Raw genomic sequence first — 20,924 nt, 5'->3', positions numbered from 1 at the left:
CCTCCATCGGTCACAGGCAGCGGACCTGAGAGGATCGCCGTCACCCCGAGGTGACGGCGGACCTCACCTGCTGGAGCTTCGTTGGCTTCCCGGGGCTGCTCGGAGTCATCCAGAACGTATGATTCGGCAGGTTTCGTGCGCTGGTAGCCTCCGTGAATCGCCGTGCGTTGAAATGACTGGTCGAAACCAGGTTCCGACCCTTCCACCGCTGGTTGCGACGACGTCCGACAAGCTCCAGCCGAAAGGGAAATCATATGTTCAACGACAATGGGTCGTTCCTGCTCGCACTCTTCGAGTTCTTCCTGTTCTTCGCCTGGTTCATGTGCCTGTTCTGGGTGATCGGCGACATCTTCCGAAGCAGCGACCTCGGAGGGGGCGGGAAGACCCTCTGGATCATCTTCGTGATCCTCATTCCGTGGCTGGGCATCCTGGTCTACGTGATCGCGCGCGGCAGCGGCATGCAGGAGCGCCAGCTGGAACAGGCGAAGGCCATGCAAGCGAGGCAGGCTGAATACATCCAGTCCGTCGCCCAGTCCTCCTCGACGTCAGCGACTGAACAGATCGCCTCGGCCAAGTCGCTGCTGGACTCGGGAGCCATCACACAGGCCGAGTTCGATGTCCTGAAGTCGAAAGCCCTCGCGTAGCGCTGACCGATCGTTGTTCAGGATCCGCTGAGGAGTAGCGGAAGGAGTTGCAGGCCGATCGCGCTTGCGACCAATCGATGACGTCGGTTGCTGGTCAGCTGCGCCACCCAGTCGAAGACTCCTAGATCCACGATCTCGTGAAACACCCCGTCACTGTCGTGGACGCCGTACCCGATGCGGAGGCCCTGGTAATAGGTCGAGTCCAAGTGCTCCTCTCGAATAGCGACGTCTGGGAAGGATGCGCAGATCGCAACGCGGAGGCGTGTGCTGATCGCGGGAAGTGCGTCGTTCGTACGAAGGATCAGAGCGGGACGCTCCCACGCGAGCCCGTGTGACTGCGCTGCGGCGTCGAGCAGTCGCCGATAAACGCTGAGGTGAGCGATGACGGCGGTGACTTCGAAGCCGTCCTCAGGCAGTCCCGCGCCTGCGTCGGCGAGCATCAACAGCCGGAAATGCTTCGAACGTCCGCTGTCGGTAGTGGTCGGCTGCATCCGAAGCAACTGATGAACCGTGCACAGGCGAACATGCGCAGCCGAGTCACGGCGGAGCCGCAGCGCGCACTCCAGCGCGAGCACGTTCGTCGCGTCCGAAACGACCTCGGTGCCGCGAATAGTCGATAAGACGCGGTCCTGAGACGTGGGCGCAAGCACCGAGGTCACGCCTATCGGCGCGACCGGTGACAACAGCAACGCCTCGTAGTCATGCGCGGCGTTGAGCGCGAGCACGTCCAACGCCACACTCGTTCGCAGATCGACTGCACTCGGACGCACAGTTGGATCACTCGTCCACTGCACGAGGAGATCCGCCGGCCGCCGTCTGCTCGCCTCAAGCCGCGCCCCAGCAAGCTGATCACCGCGGCGATCACTCGGCGCTGTTCTGCCTCCTCGACGGCGCTCTTCCACCCGTTCATCATCCACCACCAAGGAGATGAGCGATCCGATCCGCTTGCGGACGATGTTGGGCCGGGCTACTCCTGCGAGAGTCGGAGCATCGGCGAGCTGGGGGAGGATCGGCGCGCCCGTGCGCGTGCGCGGGTCGGTCCGTAAGACTGGCAGCATGCCTGTGTTCGATCACCTCGGAATTTCCGTCGAGAACCTCGACCGCTCCATCGCTCAATTCGGCCCCATCATGGCGGGGCTCGGATTCGAGCGCACGGACGGCGACGGATCGGTTTCCTGGTATCGCGAGGGCGAGGTCGAGTTCATCATCTTCCAGGCGCGCGAGACCGGCTCCGGCCCGCACGTCCACGGACGCGTCGGGTGGCAGCACCTGGCTTTTTCGGTCGATTCGCGCGACGACGTCGACGGGTTGCATGCGGCTGCGGTGGACGCCGGTTGGACGGTCGTGCGAGACCCGAAGCTCTACCCGCGGTTCAACGACCGCTATTATGCGTCGTTCCTCGAGGACGAGAACGGCATCCGCATCGAATTCGTCTTCAATCCCCCGAAGGATGCCGCTCCCGCCGGCTGAGGACGTGCGGCGTGCACCATCAGCCGCGCTGAGCGACCGCCGACGAGCGGCGACTACGCTCGGGATCATGGATGCCGCGACACCGCGGATTCTGGTGATCGGGCTAGACCCGTATCGGGTTCCCGGTCCCTGGGACCCCAGACCCGTAGCCGAAGCGATCGAGAGGTCCACCTCGCGATACGCCGAAGTAGGCCTCGAGGTGCAGAACTGTCTCCTCGGGCTCGACGGCGATGACATTCCAGCGGTGGTCACTGCTGCGTTGAGCGCCCACGCCTGGGACTGCGTCGTCGTCGGGGGAGGCATCCGAAAAGCTGAAGAACTGCTCGAGGTGTTCGAGGTGACCGTCAACCTCATCCGGCAACACGCTCCCGGTGCACCCATCGCCTTCAACCGGGATCCCTCTGACATCGTCGACGCCGTCACACGGTGGGTGCGTTGAGGCACGGCCAGTCGTCATGCCGGGCGGCAGTTCTCGCGTGAATCAACGACGACCCTGGATGCTGACCACGGATGTGGCCGAGGTCTTGACATCACACTTTCATTTTGGAAGTGTTGGCTGCATGAGCCTTTTCATCACCTGCCCTGTCGAGAATGTCGAGCGCGCGACTGCCTTCTACACCGCCCTCGGTTGGACTCTGAACGCCGAGATGTCAGATCACAACGTGTCGTGCTTCGCGATTGCGCCCGAACAGTACGTCATGCTCGGCAGCCGCGAGATGTACGCGAGCGTCGGCGCTACCGAGGAGTTGGTCGGCGGGCCCGACACCCCCTCGAAAGTGACGGTCTCGTTCGACCTCGGCAGCCGGGAGGCTGTCGATGAACTCGTCGAACGCGCCGGCGCTGCCGGCGGTCGTGTCGGTGACATCGATGACTACCCCTTCATGTACCAGCGCCAGTTCGATGACCCTGACGGCTACCACTACTCGCCGTTCTGGATGAAGCCGGACGCCGATCCGATCGCGTGAGCGACCTCGCCGCAGCCCTCGACATCGTCGGAGCACGGTGGGCCCTGCTCATCGTGGAGCGGCTGCTCGACGGGCCGCAACGATACGGCGACCTGCAGCGCGACCTCGGGATGGGGACGAACATGCTCGCGACCCGGTTGCGTGAGCTCGAAGCGGCTGGCGTGCTGCACCGTCTGCCCCTCCGGCACAACACCCGTGCCTACGCGCTGACCGATCGCGGGCTCGCCCTGCGCCCGGCGATCATCGCGCTCGGACAATGGGCCGCTGATCAGGGCTAGGTACGCCGAGATCGTCGAATCGCCCCGTCGACTCACTTGTAGCCCGCGTGCCAGGCGATATGGTCGGCCGATGATGCGGGTTGCAGCTCGAATACCACTCCTTATCGGAGTGATGCTGGGGTGCGTCTTCACCTTGGCCGGGTGTGTGAGCAGCGGGGGTTCGAGCTACTCGGATCTGGAGCGAGCCCAAACAGACGCGGATCAGCTCGTCGGCGTCGTTCCACCACGAGTGCTGGACGGCGTGAAAGAAGAATCCACCCGGTTCGTCGGGGAGTTCGACGAGCTGCCGATCTTCATCGGCAGCTCTGTCGACGGGCGCTCGCATTGCCTCCTCGTCAACACGAGCCCGGAGAACAATGACAGCTGGCTGGTGGGTCGCGGCGGCCCCAGCCTCGCGGTCAGCCTTCAGGATGACACCACGTTCAAACTCGTGCCCGACGGCGCGGTCGCGAAGGACGATGAGCAGCTCGTAGGAGTCAACGTCCTCGTGGAGCCATCCGAATGGCAGCGAGACGCGACTCTTTCGGGTTGATAGCGAGACCCAGGACCCGGCGATGCTAGTGGTTCACTCAGACTGACTTCGAGGCGCGCGCTGGGCGCACGGTTGTATGACCGCGCGGACCGCCCATGAGGGCCGAACCCCTACTGTTTTGCCATGGCGACGCGGAATCGCTCCTCGGGTGAGATGAGGTGGTCGAGGTCCTCGGCAGCCTCATCAATGTCCAGCTGGACCCATGCCACCTTGCCTGCGAAGTCGTTGCCCGACGGCCCGTACTCCTCCGAGACGGGCGCTCCTGCATCGCTGCCGACCTCGGTCGTCTCGTCCATGGAGAAGATGCCCCAGTGCGTGCGCTCGACTCGCCCGGATCCGACCGGCGCGCCATCGACGTAGAGGGTGACGTCTCCGCCCTTGCCAATACCGCCGCCGTCGTAGGCGAACTCCATGCGAACCTGGTGCGTGCCTGCCGGCAGATCGGCTTCGGCGCCGACGTAGTAGTAGCGCGCCCCGGTGAAGTTGTAGGCGTACCGCAGCTTCCCGTCTAGTGCGTACAGCGACCAGCCACCGGTGCTGCCACCCTGGGCGATGATGACACCGGATGCTCCGGCATCCGGAACCGTGATCTCGGCCGTCACCGCGTGAGACTTGTTGCGGATGTTGATGACCACGTTCTCCTGCAGGCGGCGCATCCCGCCGAACAGCATCTGGGTGTTGCCGACCACTGGGTTCGGTCGGCCGGCGAGATCCGCGTTGAATCGTTCGGCGAATCGCGGCTCGAGCGGGAACACGTTGTACTTGCCGGCCTCGAGCTCGAAGAGGCGCTGCAGGGACTTGAGCTTGTCGGGCATCTCGGCGGCGAGGTCGTTCGACTGCGACCAGTCGACGTTGGTGTCGTACAACTCCCACACATCGGCGTCGACGTCTTCACTGCGCCCGGAGAACTCCCACGGCGTCGCGTGCTTCGTGACCGCGGTCCAGCCCTTGTGGTAGATGCCGCGGTTGCACATCATCTCGAAGTACTGGGTCTCGTGCCGCTCGGCGGCCTTCTCATCGTCGAAGCTGTAGGCCATGCTCACCCCGTGCAGCGGCTCCTGCTGAACGCCGTTGACCGCCGTCGGGAACGGGATGCCGGCGGCCTCGAGCACCGTCGGGACCACGTCGATCACGTGGTGGAACTGCTCGCGCACCTCGCCGGCCGACTCGATCCGGCTCGGCCAGTGCACGATGGTGCCGTTGCGGGTGCCGCCGAAGTGCGAGGCGATCTGCTTGGTCCACTGGTAGGGCGTGTCCATGGCGTGCGCCCAGCCCACGGCGTAGTGGTTGTAGGCGCGGGGGCTGCCGAGGTCGTCGATCCGGTCGATGAGCCACTCGGGCGTCGAGAGGTCGGGGGCCTCGGAGACCATGATCTCGTTGGTCGTACCGATCAACGTGCCCTCGCCCGATGCGCCGTTGTCGCCGATGATGTAGTACACGAGGGTGTCGTCGAGGATGCCGAGATCATCGAGCGAGTCGATGACCCGTCCGACGTGGTGGTCGGCGTATTCGAGGAAGGCCGCGTAGACCTCCATCTGCCGAGCGAGCACGGGCTTCAGCTCCTCGGGCTGGTCGTCCCAGGCCGGGATCTCGCCTGGGCGGGCCGTGAGCACGGTGTCCTCGGGGATCACGCCGAGAGCCTTCTGGCGGGCGAACATCTCGTCGCGCAGGGCGTCCCATCCGGCGTCGAAGCGACCCTTGTACTTGGCGATCCACTCCTCGGGAACGTGGTGCGGCGCGTGCGTCGCACCCGGCGCGAGGTAAGTGAAGAACGGTTTGTCGGGCGCCATCGACTTCTGCTGCCTGATCCACGAGATGGTGTGATCGGCCAGGTCCCCCATCAGGTGGTAGCCCTCCTCCGGCGTTCCCCAGGGTTCGACCGGCGTCGTCTGCTCGTACAGCGCGGGATACCACTGGTTGTTCTCACCACCGATGAAGCCGTAGAAGTACTCGAAGCCTCCACCCGGATGCGGCCAGTGATCGAATGGACCGATCGGGCTCGACTCGAAGACCGGAACCTCGTGGCACTTGCCGATCTGGGCTGTCGAGTAGCCGTTCAGTCTCAGGATCTCCGCGAGAGGGGCGCATGTGTTCGGGCGAAGAGAGTTGTAGCCCGGGGCCGAAGTGGCCATCTCGGTGATCGCACCCATGCCCACAGCGTGGTGATTCCGACCCGAGAGAAGCGCGGCCCGTGTAGGCGAACACAGGGCTGTGGTGTGGAACCGGTTGTACTTGAGCCCGGATGCCGCCAGCCGCTCCGCTGTCGGCGTTGCGCAGGGACCGCCGAAAGCGCTCGATGCGCCGAAGCCGACGTCGTCCAGCAGGATCACGAGCACGTTCGGAGCGCCGGCGGGCGGACGCAGGGGTGTGATCGGTGGGAACTTCGTGTCGGGATCCTTCGTCGTATAGGTGGTGAGACTCACCGGCCTGACATCCGGAATCGGCAGGACCTGGCGGGGCACATCAGTCATCGAGGCACTCTCTTCTCTCAACACGCACGATTCCCCTCACCCTATGCACGAGTCGCTCCGTGAACCAGAGGCGGAAGGTAAACAGTTGCGCAGTGCGAAGCCCGGGTCGGTCACAAGCCATTCGCCCACGTTCGGCAGGAAGCGCTGATCGGGTTGTGTCTTCAGGGCAACCAGCACGGCAACGATGAAGACGGTGAAGGCTGCCACAGAACCGTCGATCTGATGTGCAAGTCACGATGCGGGTGAGCATGCCAACGTCGGTCGCCCGTTGGCGGATCGGCTTCCGGACGTCCGGTGAGGGACCGGCTTGCGGTCATTGAGCGGTCCGAGTTACGCCCGCGTGTCTGGCGCGGCATGAGTGGTTGTGGGCATGATGTGGGTGGGACGGAGAGCTGATGGCTGATGCGATTGCTGTGACTGTGGAGAACTTCCCGCGCGCGGAGACGGACCGCATGTTCGCGAGCTTGGCCGAGAGGGCAGGCGGAACGAACCGCTGGCATCACGATCGCGAGCCGGGCTCGATCGACGACCAGCGGGTGATCCGGCAGAACCGCGACACGCTCTACAGTCTCGCGATCGTGGACCTCCGCGACGGTGCAACCCTCACACTGCCGGATGCGGGCGACCGCTACATGTCCGTGATGGTGGTCAATGAAGACCACTACATCAACCGGGTGTTCCATTCCGGAGGCACGTACGACCTCACGACGAGCGAGTTCGACACCCCATGGGTACTCGTGGCATCCCGCATCCTGATCGACCCGGCGGATCCGGCCGACGTTGCCGCGGTCAACGCCCTGCAGGACGGGCTGAAGATCGAAACGTCCTCTACGGAGGACTTCTCGATGCCCGTGTACGACAAGGACTCGTTCGACACCGTCCGCGACGCACTGCTGACGCTCTCCCGTCACCTGACGAAGTTCGCCCATGGCTTTGGAAAGCGCGACGAGGTCGACCCGGTGCTGCACCTGATCGCGACAGCGAACGGGTGGGGCGGCCTCCCTGACGAGGAAGCAAGATACGCGACGATCGAACCGAACCTGCCGGTCGGCACCTACGAACTGACCGTCGGCGATGTGCCCGTGGACGCGTTCTGGTCCATCTCGGTCTACAACAAAGCCGGCTTCTTCGAGAAGAACGAGAAGGGCGTTTACAGCATCAACAGCGTGACCGCGGCGAAGAACGACGATGGCTCCACCACGATCAGATTCGGCAACGGAAACCTGCCCAACACGATCCCGATCATGGACGGCTGGAACTACGCCGTTCGCATGTACCGCCCACGCAAGGAGATCCTCGACGGGACCTGGACATTCCCACCCGTCAGCGACTCGGTCGGGTAACGCCAAGCGCCCGCCCGCGGGCCGATCCGCTCGCACGTCCGATGAAGGACCGCCCTTCGGGCGAGCTGAGTCTTGAACTCAGTTTCTGGCGGAGAAGCCGCTGTCGCCGGTCTGCTTCAGGGAGGCGCACAGCTCGTTCCCGCCAAACAAAGGGTCGAGTGTTGCGTCATGGATCCAGCGGTCAGGGGCGACCCGGAAAATCGCACCGCCCCTGACCTCGTCGGATCAGTGCTTCGCCGCCACAGCCTTCGCGGCCGCGATGATCACAGAGGTGACCACGAGAGGCTTGGAGATCATGGCCAGATGGGACGATTCCACCGAAGTCACTTTGGACCCGGCTCGCGATGCCTGCTGGAGCTGTGTCGCCGGCGGCAGTACGAGGTCCGACTTACCGAGCACGTACCAGCTCGGGAGGGTCTTCCACGCTGCACTGGTTGCCGGCTCACCCAGGGCGCTGAGAGTGATCGGCTTCTGGCCGGCGCCGAGCGCACGCGCCACCGGCTTGGAGAGGTCACCGGCGAAGAGTTGCTCGAAGGCGGCCGGCTTCAGGTAGGCATCGAGGTCGCCCGTCGGTGCGCCGGGGTAGGCGACGAAATTGAAGACGGTGGTCGGATCCGCCGCGTTGAGGGCAGACGACGAACCGCCCACGATCTGTCCCACGCTCTCACCGACATCGGGCACGAATGCATCGACGTAGACGAGGCCGGCGACGTCCGGGTCCGAGAGCGCTGCGTTGCTGATCACAGCGCCGCCGTAGGAGTGCCCGACCAGTACGACTGGCCCAGTCGTGGCCTGCTGGAGGTAGGCGCTGAGGTACGCGGAATCGCTCGACAGGCCTCTGAGCGGGTTAGGCGGGACGAGCACCGTGTAGCCCGCGGTCTGCAGCGCAAGCGTCACCGGCGTCCAACTCGAACTGTCAGCCCACGCGCCGTGAACGAGCACGATCGTGGGCTTGGCGGGTTGTGCGGGTGCGCTGGGCGCGGCGGCTTGGGCCGCCTGGTGTGGAAGCAGCACGGTGAGAGCCAACGCGAACGCTGCGAAGATGCCAAGCGCTCGCATCCCCGCTCGCCGCGGGAGCGAGCGGATCATGAGAGCACCGGCTTTGAGTCCTCGGCGTATGTGCCGTAGCGAGATGCGACTTTCAGGTCGTTGATGTCGACGTTCATTTGGTTCTCCTCAGAGTGACGCGGGCAGCGGGAAGCTTCCCGATGGTTGTGAAGCCAATGCCGGGAGGGCATTCGCACATGAACAATTCGGGGCGACGGTGGTGACCTCAGAACCCCTTGGACGCCAACCAAACGAGAACGTCGTCAGCGACGTCTTTCCATCCGGCGTCGAGGGTGAGCGAGTGCCCCTTGCCCTCGTACTCGTGGTACTCCGTCACTGAAGCGGTGTTGTCGGCGTAGAGCTTCGCGACAGCGGCGGTCACGACCTTCGGCACGGTGTGGTCTTCTGTGCCCGAGGTCAGCAGAAGCGGTCCACGCACGGCGGTGTGGGTGTCCACTGCTGCGGGCGAGTTGCGCACGAAGTTCGCGGTCGCGTCCTCGAACAGCGGGCGGCCCGGGCCGGGGATCGTCCAGGCAGCGTGCAGGGCATCCGATTCCTCATCGCTGATCGCATTGCCGAAGGCGTACTTGAACTGCTTCTCGTTCAGAGCGACGGTACGCGACTTGTTGCCGGGGTTGCCGAGCACCGGAAAACCGGATTTCAGCTGCGCGAACGGCAGCACCTTGACGCCCTTGATCGGAGCGGGGTCGATCGCCACGGCGGCGGCGACCAGGTCGTTCGCGAGCAGTTCCTGGGCGATCAGGCCGCCGAAGGAGTGCCCGACGACGATCGGCTTCTCATCGAGCTGAGCGATGGTCTCGGCGTAGTAGTGGCAGATCTCGGAAATGCCCTGGTTGTTGAGCCCTTCCGGGGTCGCCCGGGTCGCTTCGACGGTGTCCAGATCGCCGGGCCAGCCTGGAGCCGAGGTCGTGTAGCCCTGTTGTTCGAACAGATCCTGCCAGGGTCGCCACGCGCTGGAATGGATCCAGAGTCCGTGGATGAAGACGACGTTCTTGCTCATGCGTGCTCCTAGGTTGTGTGCGGGTGGATCAGAGGGTCTTGATGAGTCCGCCATCGATGAGGAAGTCCGCCCCTGTGACGTTGCCGGCGCGGTTGCTGGCGAGGATGATGGCGAGGTCGGCGACCTCGGACGGCTGGGTGAACCTGCCCGTGGAGAACCCGCCCTGGCTCGCGACCACGCGGTCGCGAGCGGTCTCGAAGTCGACGCCCATGCTGCGCGCAGCCGTGGCCGCAACGCCGTTCTCACCGAGCCAGAGCTGGGTGGCCACCGGCCCGGGGCTGATGGTGTTGAACCGGAGGTTCTGGGCGCCGAACTCCTTGGAGAGCGACTTCGACAGGTTCCACACCGCGGCCTTGGCCGCCGAGTAGTCGACCACGGGCGGGTCGGGCAGGAACGCGTTGACCGACCCGATCGTCACCACATTGCCGCCGCCACGCTCGATGAGGAGAGGTATCGCTGCGCGCGTTGTGCGCACCGCGGCGAGAAAGCTCAGGTTGAGGGTGTCGAACCACTCGTCGTCAGTGATTGCCAGGAATCCGTCGAAGCGCAGGGTGACCGCGCCGACGTTGTTCACCAGGATGTCGAGTCCGCCGAGGTCAGCCGATCGCGCGACGAGCCTCGCCGGAGCATCCGCTTCTGATAGATCGACGCTCTCGAACAGAACCGCGCCCGTCGCGATGAGCATGTCGAGTTCGGCAGATGAAGACCGGGCGCCGGCGATGACTCGCGCGCCTTCGGCGACCAATGCCTGCGTTATCGCGAGTCCTATTCCCTTGCTCGCTCCGGTCACGACAGCGGTCTTGCCAGTGAGTCCGAGATCCATGGGGCGAGATTAGGGCTCGGTGTTCACGCCGCGCGTGCCCGGGATGTGGCTAGTACTGCCGCTACCTGCCTGCGGCCAGATCGGCAAGTGCCGCCTCGGACCGAGTACCCGGTTCGGCGTAGTAGGCGAAGATCGTGTGATCGGTCGTGCCGGCGAGCGGGAATTGGGCGTAGTGGAGCGATAGCGACCCGGCGACGGGATGGTTCATCGGATGGGTGCCCTCGGTCATCCCCTCGATGTCGTGGCGGTGCCACAGCTCGCGGAACCGCTCACTGTGCTGGGTCAACTCGGCGATCAGCTCCTGGGTGCGAGCATGATTTGGATCGAGGCCGACTCTCGACCGCAGCAGCCCGATCGAGCGTCGACTCAACCCGTCCCAATCGACGTAGAGCTCACGGACCTCAGGGTCGAGCAACAGCACGGCGAGGGCGTTGTGGCCCTCCCGATACCCGTTGACCAGGGTGGCCATCAAGGAGTTGCTCACGACGATGTCGTTATGGCGATCCAGGATCATCGCCGCGGTCATCGGCCACGAATCGATCAGCCACCGGGTGCGCTCGAGGACAGGAGTAGTGAGCGGCTGGGCAGGCCGACTGACAAGACGGGCGAGCGCGTGCAGGTAGGAGTTCGCCGTGGCATCGAGCTGCAACGCCCGTGACAGTGCGTCGAGCACTTGGTCAGTCGGGTTGGCCTCCTGGCCCTGTTCCAATTTGACGTAGTACTCAGTGCTGATGCCCGCCAAGGCCGCAACTTCGGACCGACGGAGGCCCAGCACCCTGCGCATTCCCGGACCGTCAGGCAGCCCGACGTCTGCCGGGCTCAGGAGCTCGCGTCGGGCTCTCAGGTAGCCGCCGAGCGGATGAGGAATTGGTGTGCCGGATACCATCGGTCTACGCATGAATGGCGATGGCCAGCAGAGGATTAGTCCTCCGATGTCTGTCCGGAAGCGGATCCCCGTGGGCCCCCGGGGTGGCAAGGACAACAAACCCGGTCCAGACCTTTGGCGCAACGCACATTCCCACTCCACTTCATCGCTGGAAGCCCTTCGCAGGCGGCATTGAAGCTCAAACTACTGGATACGCATAACCAGAAGCGAGTGAATTGTTGACCTGACCGGTGGATCCTGCCGTCGGCGAGTCCGGGTCATCCTGCACAGAACGCGGCGATGCGCAGACCTCCGCAAACTCGATCGATCGATGGCCGCCGCCAGCTTGCATCGGTCGCAGGGGATCTCTGGTCGACCCCTCGACGCGTCATTGTCCCAGCCGCTCTTCTCGACTCAGGTTGGGGAGTTTTCAACCTCCGTCGTGAGCGCGCGACGGAGTTTCGCCTTGGCGGCGGAGTAGCGAGACCGTGCTGTGGATGGTGACACGGAGGTGATGCTTGCCGCCTCAGCGATGCTGAAGCCTTCCCAGTGCACGAGTTCGACAAGTTCCCGCATCTCGAGCGGAAGGTTATTCACCGCATCACGGACAGCCAGAACGTTGTCAGGGTCGTCGGCCGCCGAGACCAGACTGAGTTCCACGCGCAGGCGACTGGTGGCGTCATTTCGCCGGCTCGTCGCCCGTCTGGCGTTCAGCAGAGTGTTTCGGGTGATGGCAAACAGCCACATCCGTGCAGCGACGTCGTCAGAGGGCAGCCTGCTTGCCTTCTTCCACGCGACGATGAGCGCTTCACTCAGCACATCCGCAGCGTCAGCTCGCGGGTCGATGCGTCGCTCCAGGTACGCGAGCAGGTCTGAAGCGGTCGCGCGGATGACAGCTTCCAACCGGTCCTCTCGTTCCGCGCGCTTCACTCGCCGACCCTGTCGCACTGGGCGCCACCCTCGATCGAGAAACGGCTGTCGTCCAGACCGCGCTCCTTGACTCCGGCGACCACCACCTCATAGGCGGTTGCGGACAGCATCTCTGTTTCGGGATCCCACATCGGCGGTGCCATCGGTGCTTCGGGGTGTGCGGCGTTGTACTCGTCGAAGTACTTGATCTTCTCTGCTCTGCGCGCGTCGGAGTACCTGTCGTCATCGCGAATGTGGGCTGGGATCTTGAGCGTTTCGAAGTCAATCGCCCGGAAGATCTGTTGCGCCGCCAGGAACGATGGGTCGTCCATCTCGACGCCCTCCGGACGGACGATCATCCCGGCCGCGCAATAGTCGCCATCGGCGTTCCGGTGCTGGATGGTGTGATCGGGTGTGAAGCCCAACCAATCGAGAAGGTACTGCGATGCGAACGCGGTCGTCGTGCCGCCGAGGAGCACCACTGACAGGGTTGCCCCCGCTATCAACATCCGTGTGCGCCTGCGCCTTGGCGGCCGGCTCTCGGCAACAACGCCCTCAATCGCGGCGCGGACAGCCGGTGTCCGATGCGCAACCGACGGAGCTGATGACGCTACGCGTCTGTCGAACTCCTCATCGTCCATGTCGATCTCCCTGTCAGTGATGCTCTCACTAGACACATGTCCGGTCGGACGTGAAACGTCCATCCAAAGCGGAGATTGTTGCGATCGGACAGAACACGGGCTCGAGTCCTTCGGAGCATGGCAAAGCGAGTCAGCCTGGCTTCACCCGGCGATCCATGATCTTGACGGCCATCCGAGGCTGTCAGGAAAGCGAAATCGCGCGTCAAGCATCATCCCGATCTACCGAAGTGGCTCCGGACGGCGACGACCGCTAGCCGATCGGCTTGCGAGACGATAGGAACAGGCATCAAGCCCGCCGATCTCTGTAGCCCTGAGTATCGTCTCCGGAGTGAACACTTTGAGGTTGATCCGCTTATCGGATCTCAGCCACGCGGAATATGCCGACGCATCGATCGTCAGAACGGATAGCGAGACCGTCTTTCTCGCTGGGGTATGTCCTCTCGACGCGCAGGGCGCGGTGGTTGCCCTCGGGGACATCGCCGAGCAGACCCGTAGAGCTCTCCACAATATGGACGTGATCCTCGAGCGTTGTCGCGTCGCCCTCGACGACGTGGCGTTCTTGCGGATCCTCGTGGCAACGGACCGATCAGAGGATCTCGGATTGGCTTGGAACGTCGTCAGGGAGCACTTCGGCAGCCATGAGGTGCCCGCGACGTTGCAGGGAGTCTCCGTCCTCGGTTATCCGGGTCAACTTGTCGAGCTCGAACCCATCGCGACAAGATCGCCGCGCTAGTCGCGACTGTCTCGCTCGACGTTCCGCTTTCGAATCACCGTCTTTAGATCGGATGTCGCGACGCTCAGCTGCGTCGCCCTTGTGCGTGCGTCGGGCTAGCGTGGCGTCATGCCCACTCTCACGGTCTGCAACTTCGTCACGGTCGACGGACGGTACGAAGACGACGAGCACGACATCATCTCGTTCTTCGAGCATCAGCACCCCGACTACCACGGCGCCGACACATTCGACCACTACACGACGAGCCTTCTCGCCGAGGCGGACACCGTGCTGCTCTCGGGGCGCCGCTCATCGCTCGGCAACCTCTCCTACTGGGCGAGCGTCCGCGACGATCCGGGCGCCACTGAGATCCGCCGCAGATTCGCGGAGCTGTTCGCCCGCGTCGACAAGGTCGTCGTCTCTGACACCATCACGCCAGACGATCTCGAGCCCTACCCGAACACGCGCATCGTCGCCGTCGACGATGCGCGTGCCGAGGTCGCTGCACTCAAGCAAGGGGAGGGGCGCGGCATCCTGATCCTTCTCGGCCGCATCCTGTGGAACGACCTGATGCGAGCCAGGCTCGTCGACGAACTGCACCTCGTCACTTTCCCACTCATCGGCGGCGGCGGAGTGTCGCTTTTCGATGAACGGCCGTTCGTCGCGCTGAAGCTCCTCGAGACACGTGCATGGCCCGAGTCGGGCAACGTGCTCATGCGCTGGAAGATCGAACCCGCATAGGCCGTGCCGTCGCGGCTTCCTGATATGCATGCTCCGGCCGCCGGAGTAGCGGCCGCCGAACGGCAACGGCATGCGCCCGTCGGGCCGGTCGAGTGAGTGCGATTTCAAGTCAGACGAGGCGCCCCAACCCGACGCGATGATGTTCGCACGTTGCACCGAGGAGACCTAGCCGCTGATCGGCCCGCAGCGGGATTGCTGGCGGTTCAAGAGGTCAGTGCATGTTGTCGTTGCCGGTGGCGTGTGTGGCGTAGCCGGAGCATCCGGCGTCCTGCCATCGGTAGGCGGGTCCGACTCCGGCGTCGCCGTCCATGTCGGCGACCCACTGTGATTGCTGGTCGGGTGAGAGTCCTTCGGGCATGCCGGCCGGCAGGTTCGGATTGCTGGGTTGCGCTGTCGGATCCCATGATGATGTGAAGCCGAGGAACTCGTGTCCTTTCTCCGCCATGCACTTCCGGATGACGTCCTCGAATGCGAGTTGGGTCTGGCGGGGAGTCGGCCGGCCTGGATCGACAGTGGGCACGGCCCCGCTCAGCGGTGTCCCCGCCTCCCGTGCAGCCTCGGCTGCAGCTTCTCCGACACCGGAGCATCCGCCACCCGGTGATGGCATGTAGATGTCGTCGCCGTTGAGCGCTTTGAGGAATGCGATCGATGCTTCGAATGAGAGGCCATGAGGCTGGGGTGACTCACCGAAGCGTGGATCGGCGGCCAGGTACGGTTGTCCTTTCGACTCCATGCACTCCTTGATCACTTCCTGCTGGCCGAACCATTCGGAGAGCATGGCGGTGCTGAGGTAGTCAGGGTCGCCCGGTGTGGTGGCGGGGTTGTACTCCGCGGAGAACGGGTCGGTGCCGTCGTCAGGTGCCGGGGGACTGTTGTCTGACGCTGGCAGCGGGCTGCTTCCGACGGCAGCTGGGGCCGCCTCGACATCCGGGGCGACGTTCTGCTCTACCGTGCGCGGCGGCCCGGCGGTGAACGTCGCATAGGCGCCGGTCGCGAACCCGCCGATCGATGCCGCTCCTACGACCGCCCCGGCCAGCGCGACGATCGCTGCCACACGTTTACGTGTGTTCATTCGTCACCGCCGGCCGCGTGGGTCTGGAGGGATGCGGTGACCGATGTGAGTGATGGGAACCACCACACCGCCATGGCAGCGAAGAACAGCACCGCGCCGATGCTCAGCCCATGTGAAAGCTCGACGGGATAATCGGTCGTGAAGTACATCGCACTGATCGTTGTGCTGCTCGCGATCAACGCGTACATCCCGTAATGCACTACCAGGTAGGCCGCGGCGCTGAGCCAGACTGCACCCATCCACCGCTGTCGCGCACGGCCGGTCATGATGGCTCCGCAGACTGCGATGGCCGTGCCGAGGATGACGGCGAGAACCAGGTCGGCAGCACCGGCCCATTCACCGCGCGCCATCGCCATCAACACCCTGATAGAGACGAGGCATCCCCACGCGATCAACAGGGCGGTGACGACGGATGCCGTGATCGGCAGGCCGACGGGGAACGTTCCCCGTTGGTCGTCGGTCACGGCTTGGCGTTGCTGGTCCAGACGCCACGTGAGGTCTGCCGGGATGCCTCGGAGCCAGCGGCTGGCGACGTCGCGGCCCGTGGCTCCGTTCACCCGGTCTTCGTAGAGGTCGGAATCGATCTCGCCCGTCCTGTCGTCGACCGCGGCATCCGGCAGGTCGCGGGTGTACCACCCGACCCAGCGCAACACGAGCCGATCGATCTGGCTTGTCGGCTCCGAGTCCTTCGTCCCGTGGAAAACTGAGGTGAAAGCGTCGAAGTCCTCGTCCTCCGAGGCCAGGCTCACGCGAAGGCCGCCTTGCCCGCCGGGGCCTCACCCTCTCGCAGCACGGCCTCGGCCGCCTGAGCGCGCACACCTGCCCCGCTGACCAGATAGAGCCGGCGTCGGGGGCGCCCTTCTTCTTCGGCGATGTCCGGGTCTTCCCACACCGCATCCAAGAGCCCCGAGTCCTTCAGGCGTCCGAGCGCTTTGTACAGCGTGCCGTGGGCGGTCAGAGCAGTCGACGCTGTTTCCTCCGCCAGTTTGCGGGCGAGGGAGAATCCGTAGAACGACCCCTCCTCAGCCTGCAGTTGCATGCCGACGGTGAGGATGTCGAACTCGAGATCGACCAAACGACCTGCTCGTCTACGCACCATGCATCGATTCTAGGAAGATAGCTGCACAGAATGCAACCGTCGTCATCCGCGTTTGGTCAGCCCGTCGTGGCGGCTCGCCGCGAGGTGGTGGACGACCCGGCCGATTCCGTGAACCGCGACGCAGGCGGCGACGACAACCACCCCCAATGCACCGCATCCGGCCCCGAAGAAGCCGTAGATGAAGAAGCTCATCTCAGACCCTCCGACCCCCGCGGAAGGCGCATCGGGTAGAGAGCCGAGGTAATGGCCCCAATCCATGGATGCGACGCCCAGGAGGGACACCGAACTGCACACCAGCGCCGCGATGACATAGCGCCGACGCCCCGACAATGCGGTCGGTCTCAGCCTGGCGAGGAGCAGAAGGAGCAGGCAGATCGTCGCGATGGCGATCAGTGCCGCGACGAAGACCCACATCAGGTAGCACCTCCAGGTCGGGTATTGACATCTGAGAACCTATCTTCCCATAATCGGGACGGGGATTACTTCGATGAGTACGGGGGACTAGTGGCGATCACATTCGGGACCATCGCGGTGGAGCACCAGGCGTCGACTACACGGCTCTCTTCGCGCACGGAGCGGTTCGGCACTGGCGTCCTCGCTTTCATCAGCTTCATCGCCTTGAGCGCTGTCGCCGGGCTGCTGGTCGCCGTCGCGGTGACGCCCGCCATAGCGATAACCGGCCTCGGGGCAACGGCCGCCATCAACATCTTCGAGAAGCTGCCGAGCTACCTCGCCATAGGTCCGCTCCAGCAGAAGACCAACGTGTACGCCATGCAGAACGATGGTCAGCCGTACCTTCTCGCCTCGTTCTACGACCAAGACCGTGAGGAGGTCGGGTGGGGCGACGCCTCTCAGTTTGCGAAGGATGCCGCCGTCGCCGCCGAGGACCCGAGATTCTACGAACATGGCGGAATCGACGTGCAGGGAACCGCGCGCGCCATGGTGTCGACGTATCTGCTGAAGGGCCAAGCACAGGGTGGGTCGAGCATCACCCAGCAGTACGTGAAGAATGTGCTGGTTCAGAACGCCGAGAGTGAGGCGAAAACGCAGGAGGAGCTCGACGCCGGCTACGCCAAGGCCGTCGAGCAGACCCCCGATCGCAAGATCAAAGAGATGCGCCTCGCGATCGGCCTGGAGAAGAAGTACACCAAAGACCAGATTCTGCTCGGCTACCTCAACATCGCGCTCTTCGGGGGCCAGATCTACGGCATCGAGGCCGCCTCGAACTACTATTTCGGCGTCTCCGCGAAAGACCTGAGCCTCGAACAGGCCGCCACGCTGCTGGCAATGGTGAACAATCCGGTCAAGTACCGCATCGACGAGCCCGACAGCCTCAAGAACGGCGCGGCGAACGGCTACGCGGCCGCGAAGGAGCGCCGCGACTACATCCTCGACAAGATGCTGCTGCACAAGAAGATCACCCGCGAGCAGCACCAGAGCGCTGTCGCGACCCCGGTGACCCCGGCGATCCATCCATCCAGCACCGGATGCGTCACGGCTGGTGGCGCCGCATATTTCTGCGACTTCGTCTACCGGACGATGCTGAACGACCCGGCCTTCGGCGCCACCGAAGCCGACCGCAAGAAGACCGTGAGCCGGGGCGGACTCGACATCTACACCACCATCGACCTCGATCTGCAGACAGCCGCAGAGAGCGCCATGAACGACAACGTCCCGCGCACCGACCCGCGCTTCGACGTCGGCTCGAGCGCTGTCACGGTGCAACCCGGGACGGGCAGAGTGCTGGCGATGACGCAGAACAAGGCGTTCTCGAACGATCCCGACGTGATCGCGACGAGCACCGATTTCAGCGCCATCAACTTCAACACCGACTTCGACTACGGCGGATCGAGCGGGTTCCAGCCGGGCTCGACGTACAAGGTCTTCACCCTCGGTGACTGGATCGCTGAGGGCCATTCTCTCCGGGAGACCTTTGACGGACGCAAGCGCGCCTTCACAGGTTTCGTCAACACCTGCGACGGCAACTGGAGCGGCCGCTTCGAGCCGAACAACGATGACGGCCGCATCGCCAACAACGCCGTCGACGCCACGGCCTGGTCGGTCAACTCCAGCTTCATGTCGATGGCGTCACAGCTCGATCTGTGCAAGATCAAGGGAGTGGCTGAGGCGTTCGGCGTGCACCGTGCCGATGGCGACCCCCTGCAGATGAACCCCTCCGACGTTCTCGGCACCCAGGAGATCGCCCCGATCACCATGGCGTCGGCCTTCGCGGGAGTCGCCGCAGGCGGGCTGGTCTGCGAGCCGATCGTCATCGACAGGATCGTCAAGCCCGACGGAAGTGAGATGACACCTCCGTCGGCCGACTGCAGGCAATCCGTCGACCCCAACGTCACATCGGCCATGGCCTATGCCATGCAGCGCACCTTCGAATCCGACGGGACAGCTGCGGCATCCAACACCGGAACCGGTGTTCCCCACATCGGCAAGACCGGAACCACCGACTTCGCCAAGGACACCTGGATGATCGGCGCAAGCACCAAAGCGGCCACGGCTGTCTGGGTCGGCAACGTCACTCGCGACGCGAACCTCCGCACGCTGGATTTCGCCAGCGGTGCAGCGGCGACCGCCCGCCACCGGATCTGGCCACGCATCATGTACGTGGCCGACACCAAGTGGGGCGGCGACGCGTTCCCCGAGCCAGACGCATCCGCGTTCCGGCAGGTCTTCTTCGATATCCCTGACCTACGAGGAAGCAGCATCGCGGATGCCGAAGCCAAGGTCACCGCCGCCGGCTTCATCTTCGCCGACGGCGGTCCACAGGACTCGGTGCTACCCGCCGGACAGGTGACGGGCACGAACCCGAGCGGACAGGCCGGTCGTGACACCGTGGTCACCGTCTACACGTCGAACGGATCACTCATCCTGGTGCCCGATGTGGCCGGGATGGACGAGGCGGCCGCGCGACGGGCGATGGCCGCGTTCCAGGTGACGGTGCGGAGCGCAGAGGTGAACGATGCCGGTCAGGTCGGAAAGGTCGTCTCCACCGATCCCCCCGCCGGGGCCGAGGCGAAGTCCGGCAGTGCGGTCACGATCACTGTCGGCACGGCGAAAGGCAAACCATGAGCGGACGACAGGCGCCCGAGACTGGAGTCGGGCGACGTAGGAAGCGCTCACCTCGAGCGGGCATGAGCTCGAGGGAGTTGCACGCTTGAATTGGACCGTTGCGTCGCTACTCGTTCCTGTTGTCGCAGTGATCGGCGGAGCCGCCCTGTTCAGAAGCCGCCCGGGCACCCGGGGATGGGCTTGGTTCGCTGCAGTGTTCGGGCTGGCTGCCGCCGCTCTGCTCCTCAATCCGGTCACCTTCAACGCGTATCTGCCCACTACGGACCCCGAGCTGGCTGACGGACGAGGACTGGACCTCCGTGGACTCGGTTTCCTGATCGGCGGTGGGCCGCCCGGCGTGCTCACCACGATCATCGTCATCGTCGCGCTCATGATCCGAACCGCGCAGGGATTCGACCGTAGTCACGACGGGCGGCCCGACGAGCAAAAGGGGAACGAGTGACACCGTTCCGCGAGTCGATGAATGGGCACCATGTACCGCCGAGTGTCGGGCCGGACCGTATGCCGACGCGGCATCCGGCGAATCGTCACTCGGGAGCTCTTGCCGCCATCACGACCACGCTCCTGATCATCGGATTCGGGTTCGCGGTCTTCGGCTTCACCAGTGGACTGTTCGCTGCTCTCTACATGGGACTCTTTGCCGCTTACGCCGCGCTGCCCTATACCGTCCTGGCGATTGCCATGCGCGAGATAACCGCGAGACGCGGGCGACGCGTCCGCGCGACACTCGGGGACAGGAACTCCGACCGAAGCGACGAGGCGATGCGATTTGGCAGGTTCAGCCAGCGGGCATCGCTGACGACCGCGATCGTCATGCTGGTGGCCCTCCTTGTGCAGGTCGTTCTTGGCGGTCCGTGGGACGAACAGACCGGCTCCGCTACTAACTCGGTTGGGAACATGAGCCTGGCGTTGTTCGGCGCTTTCGCCGTCGTCGCCAGCGCCCTCGCGATCGTGGTGAATGCGCCCTCGATCTTTGCATCGGCAATCGTCGGGGCCGAGCGCCGTGCGGTCCGGGAGCGCATCGGGGCATGGAAGCTCATCCTCGCAACCACGGTCCTCACCACGACATCGTGGATCGCCTATTGCGGGTTCGCGATGCACATCCTCATCCACGTGATGTGGCAGCAGTAGCTGCTGGGCAGCCGATGACGCCTCCAACACGACCGGCTGCCGCGTCAGCGTGGCTGTGTACCGAGGCGAATCGTTC

24 protein-coding genes are annotated in these 20,924 nt (G+C 64.4%); 12 read left to right on the top strand and 12 right to left on the bottom strand.

Translation table 11 applies throughout. The features are described from left to right. The first annotated feature begins 254 nt into the window (after positions 1 to 254). A complete protein-coding gene (locus ASF30_RS04815; protein WP_055902119.1) occupies positions 255 to 644 on the top strand; it encodes an SHOCT domain-containing protein in 390 nt (129 codons plus the stop codon). A 17-nt stretch (positions 645 to 661) separates the two neighbouring features. Here the strand turns inward: ASF30_RS04815 and ASF30_RS04810 are convergent, their stop codons facing one another. Further along, positions 662 to 1,375 (bottom strand): hypothetical protein, encoded by a 714-nt coding sequence (locus tag ASF30_RS04810; protein ID WP_157496974.1) that lies wholly within the window; start codon positions 1,373 to 1,375, stop codon positions 662 to 664. A 325-nt stretch (positions 1,376 to 1,700) separates the two neighbouring features. Here ASF30_RS04810 and ASF30_RS04805 point away from each other — a divergent pair, with 325 nt between their 5' ends. From ASF30_RS04805 to ASF30_RS04785, 5 genes are all read left to right on the top strand, one after another. Then, the gene (locus ASF30_RS04805; RefSeq protein WP_055902549.1) at positions 1,701 to 2,114 is read left to right on the top strand and encodes a VOC family protein; all 414 of its coding nucleotides are present in this window, start codon (positions 1,701 to 1,703) and stop codon (positions 2,112 to 2,114) included. A 199-nt stretch (positions 2,115 to 2,313) separates the two neighbouring features. Next, positions 2,314 to 2,553, top strand: coding sequence for a hypothetical protein (locus ASF30_RS23095; protein WP_200918418.1), 240 nt, complete (start codon positions 2,314 to 2,316; stop codon positions 2,551 to 2,553). Between the two features lie 121 nt (positions 2,554 to 2,674). Continuing rightward, positions 2,675 to 3,079, top strand: coding sequence for a VOC family protein (locus tag ASF30_RS04795; protein ID WP_055902114.1), 405 nt, complete (start codon positions 2,675 to 2,677; stop codon positions 3,077 to 3,079). Beyond that, positions 3,076 to 3,357, top strand: coding sequence for a winged helix-turn-helix transcriptional regulator (locus ASF30_RS04790; protein WP_055902111.1), 282 nt, complete (start codon positions 3,076 to 3,078; stop codon positions 3,355 to 3,357). Before ASF30_RS04795 ends, ASF30_RS04790 begins: the two co-directional genes overlap by 4 nt. Before the next feature lie 70 nt (positions 3,358 to 3,427). Beyond that, positions 3,428 to 3,889 (top strand): hypothetical protein, encoded by a 462-nt coding sequence (locus ASF30_RS04785; RefSeq protein WP_235480263.1) that lies wholly within the window; start codon positions 3,428 to 3,430, stop codon positions 3,887 to 3,889. Between the two features lie 110 nt (positions 3,890 to 3,999). Here ASF30_RS04785 and ASF30_RS04780 read toward each other — a convergent pair whose 3' ends face one another. Further along, entirely contained in the window at positions 4,000 to 6,360 is a 2,361-nt protein-coding gene (locus ASF30_RS04780; protein WP_055902104.1) for an arylsulfatase, read from the bottom strand. Positions 6,361 to 6,755: 395 nt separating this feature from the next. On the opposite strand from ASF30_RS04780, the gene ASF30_RS04775 reads away from it, so the two are divergent. Further along, positions 6,756 to 7,703, top strand: a complete 948-nt coding sequence (locus tag ASF30_RS04775) for a DUF1214 domain-containing protein (protein ID WP_055902101.1) — start codon at positions 6,756 to 6,758, stop codon at positions 7,701 to 7,703. Between the two features lie 225 nt (positions 7,704 to 7,928). On the opposite strand, the gene ASF30_RS04770 is transcribed toward ASF30_RS04775, so the two are convergent. From ASF30_RS04770 to ASF30_RS04745, 6 genes are all read right to left on the bottom strand, one after another. Then, positions 7,929 to 8,717: an alpha/beta fold hydrolase gene (locus ASF30_RS04770; protein WP_327063128.1), complete on the bottom strand. Its 789-nt coding sequence runs from the start codon at positions 8,715 to 8,717 to the stop codon at positions 7,929 to 7,931. 259 nt (positions 8,718 to 8,976) lie between these two features. Next, positions 8,977 to 9,771, bottom strand: coding sequence for an alpha/beta hydrolase (locus ASF30_RS04765; protein WP_055902098.1), 795 nt, complete (start codon positions 9,769 to 9,771; stop codon positions 8,977 to 8,979). A 28-nt stretch (positions 9,772 to 9,799) separates the two neighbouring features. Then, entirely contained in the window at positions 9,800 to 10,594 is a 795-nt protein-coding gene (locus ASF30_RS04760) for an SDR family NAD(P)-dependent oxidoreductase (RefSeq protein WP_055902094.1), read from the bottom strand. 61 nt (positions 10,595 to 10,655) lie between these two features. Next, complete coding sequence (locus ASF30_RS04755) at positions 10,656 to 11,480, bottom strand: helix-turn-helix domain-containing protein (RefSeq protein ID WP_055902089.1); 825 nt, start codon at positions 11,478 to 11,480, stop codon at positions 10,656 to 10,658. A gap of 393 nt (positions 11,481 to 11,873) precedes the next feature. Further along, the gene (locus tag ASF30_RS04750) at positions 11,874 to 12,389 is read right to left on the bottom strand and encodes an RNA polymerase sigma factor (protein ID WP_055902086.1); all 516 of its coding nucleotides are present in this window, start codon (positions 12,387 to 12,389) and stop codon (positions 11,874 to 11,876) included. Continuing rightward, positions 12,386 to 13,009 carry a hypothetical protein gene (locus ASF30_RS04745; RefSeq protein ID WP_157496968.1) on the bottom strand — a complete coding sequence of 208 codons (624 nt, stop codon included), beginning with the start codon at positions 13,007 to 13,009 and terminating at the stop codon, positions 12,386 to 12,388. Before ASF30_RS04745 ends, ASF30_RS04750 begins: the two co-directional genes overlap by 4 nt. A gap of 328 nt (positions 13,010 to 13,337) precedes the next feature. On the opposite strand from ASF30_RS04745, the gene ASF30_RS04740 reads away from it, so the two are divergent. Together ASF30_RS04740 and ASF30_RS04735 are read left to right on the top strand one after the other, a co-directional pair. After that, the gene (locus tag ASF30_RS04740) at positions 13,338 to 13,742 is read left to right on the top strand and encodes a RidA family protein (RefSeq protein ID WP_082467445.1); all 405 of its coding nucleotides are present in this window, start codon (positions 13,338 to 13,340) and stop codon (positions 13,740 to 13,742) included. A 108-nt stretch (positions 13,743 to 13,850) separates the two neighbouring features. Further along, positions 13,851 to 14,462 (top strand): dihydrofolate reductase family protein, encoded by a 612-nt coding sequence (locus tag ASF30_RS04735; protein ID WP_055902078.1) that lies wholly within the window; start codon positions 13,851 to 13,853, stop codon positions 14,460 to 14,462. 211 nt (positions 14,463 to 14,673) lie between these two features. Here ASF30_RS04735 and ASF30_RS04730 read toward each other — a convergent pair whose 3' ends face one another. From ASF30_RS04730 to ASF30_RS23305, 4 genes are read right to left on the bottom strand one after another with little or no spacing between them, the layout of a single operon-like run. Next, the gene (locus ASF30_RS04730; RefSeq protein ID WP_157496966.1) at positions 14,674 to 15,534 is read right to left on the bottom strand and encodes a hypothetical protein; all 861 of its coding nucleotides are present in this window, start codon (positions 15,532 to 15,534) and stop codon (positions 14,674 to 14,676) included. Then, on the bottom strand, positions 15,531 to 16,283 hold the full coding sequence (locus tag ASF30_RS04725; protein ID WP_055902074.1) for a hypothetical protein: 753 nt from the start codon (positions 16,281 to 16,283) through the stop codon (positions 15,531 to 15,533). Before ASF30_RS04725 ends, ASF30_RS04730 begins: the two co-directional genes overlap by 4 nt. Next, entirely contained in the window at positions 16,280 to 16,633 is a 354-nt protein-coding gene (locus ASF30_RS04720) for a PadR family transcriptional regulator (RefSeq protein WP_082467444.1), read from the bottom strand. The genes ASF30_RS04725 and ASF30_RS04720 overlap by 4 nt, the downstream gene beginning before the upstream one ends. A 42-nt stretch (positions 16,634 to 16,675) precedes the next feature. After that, positions 16,676 to 17,047 carry a hypothetical protein gene (locus ASF30_RS23305; protein WP_055902069.1) on the bottom strand — a complete coding sequence of 124 codons (372 nt, stop codon included), beginning with the start codon at positions 17,045 to 17,047 and terminating at the stop codon, positions 16,676 to 16,678. A gap of 90 nt (positions 17,048 to 17,137) precedes the next feature. On the opposite strand from ASF30_RS23305, the gene ASF30_RS04710 reads away from it, so the two are divergent. From ASF30_RS04710 to ASF30_RS04700, 3 genes are all read left to right on the top strand, one after another. Then, positions 17,138 to 19,717 carry a transglycosylase domain-containing protein gene (locus tag ASF30_RS04710; RefSeq protein ID WP_235480262.1) on the top strand — a complete coding sequence of 860 codons (2,580 nt, stop codon included), beginning with the start codon at positions 17,138 to 17,140 and terminating at the stop codon, positions 19,715 to 19,717. A 127-nt stretch (positions 19,718 to 19,844) separates the two neighbouring features. Beyond that, on the top strand, positions 19,845 to 20,159 hold the full coding sequence (locus ASF30_RS04705) for a hypothetical protein (RefSeq protein WP_055902066.1): 315 nt from the start codon (positions 19,845 to 19,847) through the stop codon (positions 20,157 to 20,159). Further along, entirely contained in the window at positions 20,156 to 20,848 is a 693-nt protein-coding gene (locus ASF30_RS04700) for a hypothetical protein (protein WP_157496962.1), read from the top strand. The genes ASF30_RS04705 and ASF30_RS04700 overlap by 4 nt, the downstream gene beginning before the upstream one ends. Positions 20,849 to 20,924: the final 76 nt, after the last annotated feature.

Source organism: Leifsonia sp. Leaf264, from assembly GCF_001422325.1.
Classification (GTDB): Bacteria; Actinomycetota; Actinomycetes; order Actinomycetales; family Microbacteriaceae; genus Orlajensenia.
Note: the sequence above shows the minus strand (reverse complement) of the source record. Positions and strands in the feature narration are given on the sequence as shown.

What these genes read in the sequence shown, in the direction of transcription:
- ASF30_RS04760 (WP_055902094.1), bottom strand. Translation starts at nt 10,594, where the DNA reads ATGGATCTCGGACTCACTGGCAAGACCGCTGTCGTGACCGGAGCGAGC.
- ASF30_RS04795 (WP_055902114.1), top strand. Translation starts at nt 2,675, where the DNA reads ATGAGCCTTTTCATCACCTGCCCTGTCGAGAATGTCGAGCGCGCGACT.
- ASF30_RS04735 (WP_055902078.1), top strand. Translation starts at nt 13,851, where the DNA reads ATGCCCACTCTCACGGTCTGCAACTTCGTCACGGTCGACGGACGGTAC.
- ASF30_RS23305 (WP_055902069.1), bottom strand. Translation starts at nt 17,047, where the DNA reads ATGTGGGTCTTCGTCGCGGCACTGATCGCCATCGCGACGATCTGCCTG.
- ASF30_RS04785 (WP_235480263.1), top strand. Translation starts at nt 3,428, where the DNA reads ATGATGCGGGTTGCAGCTCGAATACCACTCCTTATCGGAGTGATGCTG.
- ASF30_RS04745 (WP_157496968.1), bottom strand. Translation starts at nt 13,009, where the DNA reads ATGGACGATGAGGAGTTCGACAGACGCGTAGCGTCATCAGCTCCGTCG.
- ASF30_RS04780 (WP_055902104.1), bottom strand. Translation starts at nt 6,360, where the DNA reads ATGACTGATGTGCCCCGCCAGGTCCTGCCGATTCCGGATGTCAGGCCG.
- ASF30_RS04765 (WP_055902098.1), bottom strand. Translation starts at nt 9,771, where the DNA reads ATGAGCAAGAACGTCGTCTTCATCCACGGACTCTGGATCCATTCCAGC.
- ASF30_RS04775 (WP_055902101.1), top strand. Translation starts at nt 6,756, where the DNA reads ATGGCTGATGCGATTGCTGTGACTGTGGAGAACTTCCCGCGCGCGGAG.
- ASF30_RS04720 (WP_082467444.1), bottom strand. Translation starts at nt 16,633, where the DNA reads ATGGTGCGTAGACGAGCAGGTCGTTTGGTCGATCTCGAGTTCGACATC.
- ASF30_RS04815 (WP_055902119.1), top strand. Translation starts at nt 255, where the DNA reads ATGTTCAACGACAATGGGTCGTTCCTGCTCGCACTCTTCGAGTTCTTC.
- ASF30_RS04805 (WP_055902549.1), top strand. Translation starts at nt 1,701, where the DNA reads ATGCCTGTGTTCGATCACCTCGGAATTTCCGTCGAGAACCTCGACCGC.
- ASF30_RS04755 (WP_055902089.1), bottom strand. Translation starts at nt 11,480, where the DNA reads ATGGTATCCGGCACACCAATTCCTCATCCGCTCGGCGGCTACCTGAGA.
- ASF30_RS04730 (WP_157496966.1), bottom strand. Translation starts at nt 15,534, where the DNA reads ATGAACACACGTAAACGTGTGGCAGCGATCGTCGCGCTGGCCGGGGCG.